The sequence below is a fragment of the Lactobacillus sp. HMSC08B12 genome, assembly GCF_001808415.1.
GTDB lineage: Bacteria > Bacillota > Bacilli > Lactobacillales > Lactobacillaceae > Lactobacillus > Lactobacillus delbrueckii.
This window is the reverse complement of the sequence record NZ_KV793101.1, coordinates 1-10,258: the sequence shown is the minus strand read 5'-3', so window position 1 is coordinate 10,258 and position 10,258 is coordinate 1. Positions and strand designations below refer to the sequence as shown.

At 52.7% G+C, this 10,258-nt stretch carries 9 protein-coding genes; 1 reads left to right on the top strand and 8 read right to left on the bottom strand.

Annotation, left to right across the window (positions count from 1 at the left end; translation table 11 throughout):
• Nucleotides 1–63: 63 nt before the first annotated feature.
• The 7 genes from HMPREF3168_RS00915 to HMPREF3168_RS00885 all read right to left on the bottom strand — a co-directional run bounded on the left by HMPREF3168_RS00915 (nucleotide 64) and on the right by HMPREF3168_RS00885 (nucleotide 7,486).
• Nucleotides 64–1,509 (bottom strand): degradosome RNA helicase CshA, encoded by a 1,446-nt coding sequence (locus HMPREF3168_RS00915; RefSeq protein WP_003612801.1) that lies wholly within the window; start codon nucleotides 1,507–1,509, stop codon nucleotides 64–66.
• Between the two features lie 9 nt (nucleotides 1,510–1,518).
• A complete protein-coding gene (gene murF, locus HMPREF3168_RS00910) occupies nucleotides 1,519–2,886 on the bottom strand; it encodes a UDP-N-acetylmuramoyl-tripeptide--D-alanyl-D-alanine ligase (protein ID WP_070488021.1) in 1,368 nt (455 codons plus the stop codon).
• A gap of 107 nt (nucleotides 2,887–2,993) precedes the next feature.
• Nucleotides 2,994–3,245: a type B 50S ribosomal protein L31 gene (locus tag HMPREF3168_RS00905; protein WP_003612793.1), complete on the bottom strand. Its 252-nt coding sequence runs from the start codon at nucleotides 3,243–3,245 to the stop codon at nucleotides 2,994–2,996.
• A 99-nt stretch (nucleotides 3,246–3,344) separates the two neighbouring features.
• On the bottom strand, nucleotides 3,345–4,616 hold the full coding sequence (locus HMPREF3168_RS00900; RefSeq protein WP_003612832.1) for a UDP-N-acetylglucosamine 1-carboxyvinyltransferase: 1,272 nt from the start codon (nucleotides 4,614–4,616) through the stop codon (nucleotides 3,345–3,347).
• 120 nt (nucleotides 4,617–4,736) lie between these two features.
• Nucleotides 4,737–6,356, bottom strand: a complete 1,620-nt coding sequence (locus HMPREF3168_RS00895; protein ID WP_070488019.1) for a CTP synthase — start codon at nucleotides 6,354–6,356, stop codon at nucleotides 4,737–4,739.
• 116 nt (nucleotides 6,357–6,472) lie between these two features.
• Nucleotides 6,473–7,042: a DNA-directed RNA polymerase subunit delta gene (gene rpoE, locus HMPREF3168_RS00890; RefSeq protein ID WP_070488017.1), complete on the bottom strand. Its 570-nt coding sequence runs from the start codon at nucleotides 7,040–7,042 to the stop codon at nucleotides 6,473–6,475.
• A gap of 45 nt (nucleotides 7,043–7,087) precedes the next feature.
• Entirely contained in the window at nucleotides 7,088–7,486 is a 399-nt protein-coding gene (locus HMPREF3168_RS00885; protein WP_002878700.1) for a YwiB family protein, read from the bottom strand.
• Nucleotides 7,487–7,624: 138 nt separating this feature from the next.
• Here HMPREF3168_RS00885 and HMPREF3168_RS00880 point away from each other — a divergent pair, with 138 nt between their 5' ends.
• Nucleotides 7,625–8,938 carry an HD domain-containing protein gene (locus tag HMPREF3168_RS00880; RefSeq protein WP_014564601.1) on the top strand — a complete coding sequence of 438 codons (1,314 nt, stop codon included), beginning with the start codon at nucleotides 7,625–7,627 and terminating at the stop codon, nucleotides 8,936–8,938.
• A gap of 71 nt (nucleotides 8,939–9,009) precedes the next feature.
• On the opposite strand, the gene HMPREF3168_RS00875 is transcribed toward HMPREF3168_RS00880, so the two are convergent.
• Nucleotides 9,010–9,990, bottom strand: coding sequence for a ribose-phosphate diphosphokinase (locus HMPREF3168_RS00875; RefSeq protein ID WP_003612858.1), 981 nt, complete (start codon nucleotides 9,988–9,990; stop codon nucleotides 9,010–9,012).
• Nucleotides 9,991–10,258 lie beyond the last annotated feature (268 nt).

The following is a 10,258-nucleotide window of genomic DNA, read 5'->3' as shown; positions in this document are numbered from 1 at the left end:
ATGTCAATCCCTTAACTTAATGACATTGGACAAAAGCCCGGTCCTTTTTATTTTTTTAAAAATTTAGCCCTTCCGGCCGTGGAACTTAAAGCCTGGCTTGCGCTTCTTTCTGTCAAAATTGCGCTTGCCCTTGAAGTTATTGTTACCGCTCCGGCTGCGGCTACCCCGGCCGCCTGAGTGCTTGCCCCGGTAAGAGCGAGGGTTTTCAGGGGTGATAGTAACCGTGACCTCGCTGTCGTTAGAGAGTTCCTTCAGCAAAGCAGCGGCGATGTCTTCAGCTGAGTAATTTTCCAGCAGCTTTTCCGCCGCGTCGTCATACTTGCTCAAATCCCCGCTCAACAGGTCGTCCACCTTCAAGACCGCCTGCTTCATCTGCCCGGCAAAGGCCTGGGCGTCTGTCGGCGGACGCAGAGGAGACATCTTCTTCTTGGTCAAGTCCTCGATAGTCCGCATGTAGCCGATCTCGTTTGGCGTCACGAAGGTCACGCTCATCCCGCTCTTGCCGGCCCGGCCGGTCCGGCCGATTCTGTGGACGTAGGAGTCCGGGTCTTGCGGAATGTCGTAGTTGTAAACATGGGTAACCCCGGAAATGTCCAGGCCCCGGGCAGCTACGTCAGTAGCCACCAGAATGTCAAGCTCCCCTTCCTTGAAGCGCTTGAGCACCTGCATCCGCCGGGCCTGGGTCAGGTCGCCGTGGATGCCGGCCGCGTTGTAGCCCCGGGCAACCAGGCCCCGGGTCAGTTCGTCAACCCGGCGCTTGGTCCGGCCAAAGACCACGGCCAGGTCCGGATTTTCCACGTCGATCAGCCGGCACATGGTGTCGAACTTTTCGTTTTCCCGGACGCGGACGAAGTACTGGTCGATCAAATCAGCCGTCAGTTGCTTGGCCTGGATCTTCACGACTTGCGGGTCATGCATGAACTTTTCGCCCAAAGCTTGGATTGGCTTTGGCATGGTCGCGCTGAACAAGAGGGTCTGGTCCCGGTTTTCAGCATAGGTTAAGATGCTTTCGATATCCTGGATGAAGCCCATGTCAAGCATTTCGTCGGCTTCGTCCAAAACAACTGTCTTGACGCCGTCCAGCTTGATGGTCTTGCGCTTCAAGTGGTCCAAAAGCCGGCCAGGAGTCCCGACCAGGATTTCCGGCGCCTTCTTCAAGGCCCGGATCTGCCGGCCAATGTCCGCCCCGCCGTAAACGACCTGGACCTTGGCATTTTCGTCTCTGCCCAAGCGGAAAAGTTCTTCCTGGGTCTGGATGGCCAGTTCTCTGGTTGGTTCAATTACGATGGCCTGGATGGCTTGCTCCTGCTTGTCCAGGTCCAGCTTTTGCAGGATTGGCAGACCAAAGGCAGCTGTCTTCCCCGTCCCGGTTTGGGCCTGGCCGATCACGTCCTGGCCTGCCAGAGCCAAAGGAATGGTCTGGGCCTGGATCGGGGTGGCTTCTTCAAAGCCTGACCGCTTAATTGCCTTTAAGATATTATCGTTCAATCCTAGTTCAGTAAATTTCAAATTGTTCTCCTATTTCAGTCTGTCGAGGACTCGTTCCAGGTGCATCCCGTGGGACCCCTTCAGCAAAACGATGTCCTGGCTGTGGATGTCGCCCTTTAAATCATCGATTAAATGGCTCATCTCGTCTTCTGGGTAGTAGTGCAGATTCTGCTGGCCGTACTTGTCCAGCAGGGCCTGGTAAAGGTGGTTCATCTCCGGCCCGTAAAGGTAAAGGACGTTGATCTTGTCCGGGTCCAGGCAGGCAGCCAGACCCTTGTGCAGGTCGGCTGACCGGCTGCCCAGTTCCAGCATGTCAGCCAAAACCGCGATCCGGCGGCCGCCTTCACTGACTGGAACCTGGCCAAAGGAGGCAGTCACGGCCTTAACTGCCGTTGGGTTGGAGTTGTAGATATCGCTCATGATGTCTTCGCCGCAGTCGCCCTTTTCCCATTCCATCCGGTTGGCCGTTGGCACGAAGTTGGCCAGGCCAGCGGCGATTTCCTCGTCGCTTTCCCCGAAGTGGCGGCCAACCAGAATAGCGGCCATGGCGTTAGCCACATTGTGGCGGCCGATCATTGGAATTGAGAATTCTCGGTCAGTCCCGTTAATCTTGAAGAAGGAATGGTGCATGGTGCTGCGGAGGTCACTGGCATGAATGCTGTCAGAGTCCGCGAAACCGAAGGTGGACTTGTCCTGGGAAAGCTTTGCGGCTCTTTCCGCCAGGAGGGGTTCATCACCGTTGTAGATGAATTCGCCGTCTTCTTGCAAAAAGTCCGTGATTTCCATCTTGGCGTCGGCGATCTTGTCCCGGCTGCCTAAGAATTCGATATGGGCTTCCCCGATCATGGTGATGACCGCCACATCCGGCCGGGCCAGCTGGCTCAGTTCATGCAGTTGGCCAGCCCGGTCCATCCCCATTTCCAAAACCAGGATTTCAGTGATCGGCTTCATTTCTAAAATGGTCATCGGCACGCCGATTTCATTGTTGAAGTTGGCCTGGGTCTTGTAAACGTTGAAGCGCTTGGCCAAAACCGCCGCCACCATGTCCTTGGTCGTGGTCTTGCCGTTTGAGCCGGTGATGCCGACCACGGTTGGGTTGACCTTCTGCAAGTAGTAGCGGGCCAGATCCTGCATGGCCTTCAAGGTGTCGGCAACTTCTAAAACCGCGATGCCTTCCGGCTTGTTTGGGTGGCCAGCTTCCCACAAAGTGGCGCTGGCGCCGGCTTCAATGGCTGAACCCACAAAATCGTGGCCGTCTCTTTCCCCCTTGATCGGGACAAAGAGGGCGCCCTGGCTGATCTTTCTTGAGTCAAAGGCCACTGAGGTAATGACCGTTTCTGCGTCCCCTTCACAACTGGTATTTAAGGCTTGAGCGATTTCTGCCAACTGCATTTTCATTCCAATACTGCTCCTTGAGAATAACACTTAGTATATTATACGTTGTTTAGCGCTCTTCGCAATAAAAAAGCAACCCAAGAGGGCTGCTTTTAAAGTAAAGAGAACGATTAGTTCTTCTTGTTGAAGCCGTACTTCTTGTTGAAACGTTCGATTCGACCATCGGCTGCGGCAAACTTTTGCTTGCCAGTGTAGAATGGGTGGGAATCTGATGAAATTTCAACACGGATCAATGGGTAAGTGTTGCCTTCGAATTCAACAGTTTCTGATGACTTCAAAGTTGAGCCGGCAACAAACTTAAAACCAGTTGCTGAGTCCATGAAGCAAACTTCTTGATAATCTGGGTGAATACCTTGTTTCATAATTCTAAAACTCCTTTGCCATAGCCTTCTACAGGCCATAGATTAATCGGTTAACTCTAATATAGTACCACTATCCAGCCCGTTTGACAAGGGCTCAAGTTAATCTTCCACGTCCCGGATGACCACGTCAGCGCCCAGCTGGTGCAGCTTTTCTTCCACCCGGTCATAGCCGCGCAAGATGTTGCCAGCATTGTTGATCACCGTTTCGCCGTCAACCATCAAGCCCGTAAGCATCAAGCAGGCCCCGGCCCGGATTTCGTCAGCGTGAACCACCGCCCCGCGCAGGCGGCTGCCCGGTTGAACCAGAATGATGTTGTTAACGACCGTAATGGAAGCCCCCATCTTCTGCAGTTCCGGCACGTGCCGGGTCCGCTTCGGGTAGATCGGGTCGATGATGACCCCTTCCCCGGTCTTAGCCGTCAGCAAGAGCGGCGTAATTGGCTGCTGCAAGTCAGTCGCGAAGCCCGGGTAAGTCCCGGTCTTGACCTGGACCATGCGCAGGTCCCCGGCCGGGTAAACGAAGAGGGAGTCTTCATCAGTGTCGATCACCACGCCCATTTCTTCCACCTTGGCCAAAAAGGCGTCAAGGTGTTCAGCGATGATGTTGTGGATCCGGATCCCGTTACCGATACAGGCTGCCATGGAAATGTAAGTCCCGGCTTCAATCCGATCAGGGATGATCGTGTGCGGCACCTTGGCCTCCAAGCGGTCAACCCCGTCGATTCTGATGGTGTCAGTCCCCGCCCCGCGGATCTTGGCCCCCATGTTGTTCAAGAAAGTTGCCAGGTCGATGATTTCCGGCTCCTTGGCCGCGTTTTCGATCACCGTCCGGTCGCTGGCCGTGACTGAGGCCATGATGATGTTCATCGTTGCCCCAACAGAAGCCATCTTCAGGTGAATCTGGGCCCCTTTCAACCCTTCATCAGGCGCGGTAATTACAATCTGCTCATTTTCATATCTAACGTCGGCGCCGAGGGATTGGAAGCCCATAATGTGCTGGTCAATCGGCCGCGGGCCAATGTCATCGCCACCAGGAAAACCTACAACCGCCTTGCCAAAACGACCGAGCAAAGCGCCCATAAAGTAGTAAGACGCGCGCAAGCTCTTAATCTTCCCAGCTGGCAGGGGACTCATCTTGATTTCGGTCGGGTCAATTTGCAGGGTCGTTTCGCGGAAGTCGCAGTGCACGTCCATTTCGCTCAACAAGTCCATCAAATTGTCAACGTCGGCAATCCGCGGAACTGATTCCAGGGTCACCGGCGTTCTCGACAGGATTGAGGCCGGAATCAGCGCTACCGTTGAGTTCTTCGCGCCGCCAATCCAGATGTCGCCTTGCAGGGGTTTCCCTCCGTGAATTATCATTTGCTTCATTTGGGAAAGTAGTCCTTTTCTTTTGTCAAATTATCATAATAATGTTAATAGATCTTCGTCAAAAAAACAAGAGAAGAGGTTTCTCTTCTCTTGTCATTATCTATTATTATCGTACAAAATTTAGAACTTGTCGACCTGCAAACCGCTGGCTGCCCCAATAAAGCCCTTGAAGAGCCCTTCTGGCCGGTTTGGCCGGCTTAGGAATTCCGGGTGGTATTGAGCGGCAACAAAGAACTTCTTGTCCGTGATTTCAACGATTTCCACCAGGTGGTTGTCTGGAGAAACGCCTGAGAAGGTCATGCCGGCCTTTTCAAAGTCTTCCCGGTACTTGTTGTTGAATTCGTAGCGGTGACGGTGACGTTCCTGGATGACTTCCTGGCCGTCGTAGCATTCCCGGGTCTTAGTGCCGGCCTTCAGCATGGCTGGGTACAAGCCCAGACGCAAGGTGCCGCCGATCTTTTCCTGGTCGCGCTGGTCAGCCATCAAGTCAATGATGTTGTTCTTGCAGTTTGGTTCTGCTTCAGCTGAGTTGGCGTCTTCCAGGTGCAAAACGTTGCGGGCGAATTCCACGCTGGCCATCTGCATCCCCAGGCAGATCCCCAGGAATGGAATGTCGTGTTCGCGGGCGTACTTGATGGAAGTGATCATCCCTTCCAGACCCCGGGTGCCGAAACCGCCTGGCACGATCAAGCCCTGGGTGTCCTTCAAAAGTTCGGCTACATTGTCTTCAGTAATGTCTTCAGCCTGGATCTTTTCAACTTCGATCTTGCTGTTGTACAGGTAGGCGGCGTGCTGCAAAGCGTCAGTTACGGAAATGTAGGCATCTTCCAATTCGACGTACTTGCCGACCAGGGTGATCTTGGTCTTGTACTTCAAGTTCTTGGCCCGTTCGTCCATCCGGCGCCATTCGTCCATGTCGGCAACCGGCTTCGGGCTGTCGATGTGGAGGAAGTCAACGACCTTCTGATCAACGCCTTGTTCCTGGTAGGACAACGGCACGTCAAACAGAGATGGCGCGTCCAAAGATTCCACGATGTAGTCGACTGGAACGTCGGTGAAAGTGGAGATCTTGTCCTTCATTTCCTGCGGAACTGGCATTTCTGAGCGAAGAGCCAGCATGTTTGGCTGGATCCCGATTGACCGCAGCATGGAAACTGACTGCTGGGTCGGCTTGCTCTTCAGTTCCTTGGCTGCCCGCAGGTAAGGAACGAAGGTAACGTGCACGTACATGACGTTTTCTGAGCCGACTTCCCGCCGCATTTGCCGGATGGCTTCCATGAACGGAGTTGATTCCATGTCACCGACCGTACCGCCGATTTCGGAAATAACCACGTCAGTGTCGGTCATTTGCGCTGCCCGCATGACCTTTTCCTTGATCATGTTAGTTACGTGCGGGATCACCTGTACAGTGCCGCCGTGGTAGTCGCCGCGCCGTTCGCGCTGCAGGACTTCCTGGTAGATCTTGCCAGTCGTCACGTTAGAGTACTTGCTGGTTCTAACGTCGACCAATCTTTCATAGTGGCCCAAGTCAAGGTCAGCTTCCGTACCGTCGTCAGTCACGAAAACTTCACCGTGTTGGTAAGGGTTCATCGTGCCGGGGTCGATGTTGATGTATGGGTCGAACTTCTGCATGGTAACTTTTAAGCCGCGGTTCTTCAGCAAGCGACCAATGCTTGATGCAGTAATCCCTTTCCCCAATGATGAAACAACGCCGCCAGTCACAAAGATATATTTGGTCATTGAGCTCTCCTTTGAAAAATAATAAAAAAGCTCCCTAGCAATTAGGGAGCTAAACGCACATAGGGTGCCCACGCAAAATAATAACGACTTTTCAGCCGCAAGTCAAGGGCAAAATCCTATCCTTCGTCCACATCGTCATCAAGGTCGTCGTCATCCATTTGTGACAGCTGACCTTCGATCCCGTCTGGCAATGAGTCGTCATCTTCGTCGTCTTCATTGTCGTCGTAATCGTCGCCGGAGTTGTCGTCAGCGTCATCTTCGTCAGCGTCACTGCCGTCGGACAAGTCTTCGTCTTCTGGGTCATCGTTTTCGTAGTCGATCACGTCGTCGCCTTCAGTCGGCGCCAGGAAGGCGTTGACCTTCTTGTGGTGCTTGCGAGTTGATGCTTCGTCGCCGTCGTCTTCTGGGTGGTCGACTTCTTCATCGACAGCTTCAAACTTGAACCAGGTCCGCAGGGCCCAGACATTTTCACCCATGGAAATGAAGCGGCCATCGGTGTTTATGTCCGTGTAAAATTGCGGCAAGCGCTGGCGAATTTCTTCGTCGCTCTTGTTCAGGTACTTTTGCATTTCGTTAACGATATCGGCAAAAGCCATTCTTTCGCCACGGTCTTCCAAAATTGCGTGTGCAACTTCAATCATTGACAATTCGTTACGATCCACGTCTTTAAAATCAGCTAATCCCACAGTTGAACGTCCTCTCTATTCAATCTTGTCTATTTTACACGTCATTTAAGCAAAAATCAACGAGACGGCATAACTACCAATTAAGTCTACACCACTAAAGAGGTCATATTCAACTTCAAGTTGCTGACCAGCGGCATTTTCTTTCAATTCCAGGCGCTTGGTTTCCGACAAGAGATCCAGCTGCCGGCCCTCAACCACGTACTTGCACTGCCCCTTCTCGCCTAAAATAAAATGCATTTGGGAGAAGTTGCTGTGGTCAGTCCCCCGCCGGATTAAGAGCTCCTGCTCTTTTACGAGCATCTTGACCGGCACCTTTTCCGCCTCATAAAAAATTCTTTTCACCGCGCCGTCTTCCCGCAATTCGCCTTCTGCCTGCTGGCGGATGGTTTCCGTTTGCTCGCCCTGGGTAATCTTGCTCGTCAAATCGATCTTAATCTTGCTCATCTTTATAAAAAATTCTTCTCCTTTAACAGCCGCAAGCAGCGGCCTCTGGCAACTTTTGCTATAATTTCTATAGCTAGTCAAGCACATCTTACTATGTTTTGGCAAAAATATAAAACAATAAGAATGGAGGATTTACTTTTGACAAAATTCGACAGTCCTAAACTGGCCCGCGAAGTCGTCGTCCGTGACCCGGTCCACGGCTATATCCACCTGGACACCCAAGTGGCCCTGGAAGTCGTCCGCTCGCAAGAATTCCAGCGGATGCGGCGGATCAAGCAGCTGGGCCCGACGGCCTTCGTCTTCCCCGGCGCCACCCACACCCGCTTTGAGCACAACCTGGGCGTCTACGAACTGGCCCGACGGATCAGCAACCTTTTTACTGACAAATACCCTAGTCAAAGTACCGGCGACGGACTCTGGGACCCCAGCGAAAACCTGCTGGTGCAGATGGCCGGCCTTTTGCATGACATCGGCCATGGCCCATACTCGCACACCTTTGAGCACCTTTTCGGCACCAACCATGAGCAGATCGGCCAGCAGATCATTCTGGATCCTTCCACTGAGGTCAACCAGGCTTTGAGCAAGGTCGACCCGGACTTCCCAAAGGCGGTGGCCAGCGTGATCGCCAAGACCTACCCTAATCCCCAGGTGGTCAAGCTCATCTCCAGCCAGGCTGACGCCGACCGGATGGACTACCTTTTGCGGGATGCCTACTTCACGGGGGCTTCTTATGGGGAATTCGACCTGTCCCGGATCTTGCGGGTCATCCGCCCTTATGAAAAAGGGGTTTGCTTTACGGCTAACGGGATGCACGCCGTTGAAGACTATATCGTCTCCCGCTACCAGATGTACCAGCAGATCTACTACCACCGGGTCAACCGGTCCATGGAGGTCATCCTTCACCACCTTTTGAAGCGGGCCCAGTACCTCTACCAGGAAAAAGAACTGCCGGTTACGCCAAGTTTAGCCAGATTTTTGGCCGGGACCTGGGACTTGCAAGACTACTTGAAGATGGATGACGGGGTCATGGAGACCAACTTCAGCATGTGGACTGAGTCCAGCGACCCGGTTTTAGCGGACCTAACCAAGCGCTACCTCTTCCGGCGGCCTTTAGCCAGCGCGAAGATCAACGAAGAAAGCAAGCAGCTTTTGCCGCAATTAAAGGACTTGATCAAGAAGGCCGGCTTTGACCCGGACTACTATACCGGAGTAGGGTCAGCCTTTGACGAGCCATATGACGCTTATAAGCCAAGTGGCAAGAACGCCAACAGCCAGATCGAGATCATGCAGGAAGACGGCAGCTTGATTGAGTTGTCCCAGCTCAGCCCCCTGGTCAAGGCCTTAAACGGAACCCTGCAGGGCGATGAGCGCTTCTTCTTCCCGGTTGCCATGCTCAAGCAGGCAGATTTTCAGCAGTACCTGAAAAACGGGGAATTGCTTACGAAAAAATAAGGCAAAAGAATAATTTCCAAAAGAAAACAACCGTTGCAGAATTTGCAGCGGTTGTTTTTGCATACAAGTCCTTACTTGTCCTTGTACTTGTTAGCGTCGTAACGAGTGTCAAAGAGCGGACTCATTGCCTTGTGTTCCATGATCAGCTTGATAGCGTCACCCATCAAAGGCCCAACGGAAACGAGAATCATCTTGTCGAGGTTCTTTTCGGCTGGCTGTTGGATTGAGTCGGTCAAGACCAGGCTCTTGATTACGGAATTGTTCAAGCGGTCTACGGCTGGGCCGGACAAAACGGCGTGGGTCGCGCAGGCGTAAACTTCGGTAGCACCGGCGTCCTTCAAGGCCTGGGCAGCCAGGGTGATAGTGCCGGCAGTGTCGATCATGTCGTCAATCAAGATGGCCCGCTTGCCCTTGACGTCACCGATGATGTTCATGACTTCGGCAACGTTGGCCTTTGGTCGGCGCTTGTCGACGATGGCGATTGAAGTGCCCAGGAATTCAGCTAATTTTCTTGCCCGGGTAACGCCACCGTGGTCTGGAGAAACGACAACAGCGTCTTCTTCCAGGTGGTTGCTCAGGAAGTAGTCAGCCAATAAAGGAGCGCCCATCAAGTTGTCGACAGGGATGTCGAAGAAACCTTGGATTTGCGGAGCGTGCAGGTCCAGTGAGAGGACGCGGTCAGCCCCGGCAGCTTGAATCATGTCTGCGACCAGTTTAGCAGTGATTGGTTCTCTGGCCCGGGTCTTCCGGTCTTGACGAGCGTAGCCGTAGTAAGGCAGGACGATGTTTACGGAAGCGGCACTGGCCCGGCGGACAGCGTCGATCATGATCAAAAGTTCCATAAGGTTGTCGTTGACCGGCGCGCTGGTGGATTGGATCAAGAAGACGTCCTTGCCACGGACAGAATCGTCGATGTCGACTTGAATTTCACCGTCGCTGAAGCGAACGACGCTTGAGGTTGAAAGCTTTAACCCCATCTGCTTAGCGATCTTTTCTGCCAACGGTTTGTTTGAGTTAAGCGCAAAAAGCTTGATGTTGTCCTTGTAAGACATAATTCCCTCCGAAAAAAACAGCATTTACCAGTTCTATTCTAACAAAATCCGGCATTCTTTTGTTGGAAAAAAGGGATTTGTGTTCAGTTTTTAAGCAAAAAATTCCTCTTACTCCTATTTTGACCTGAAAAAAGAGCAAGAAAGCCTTTTATTTTTCAAGCGGATAGAAAAAATCGTCTGTTTTCGGGCAAAGAAAAAAGCTCTGACAATTGTCAAAGCTTCTTCTGGATTACTTAGATCTTAAACTTCCCACTTACAAAAGTGGGCT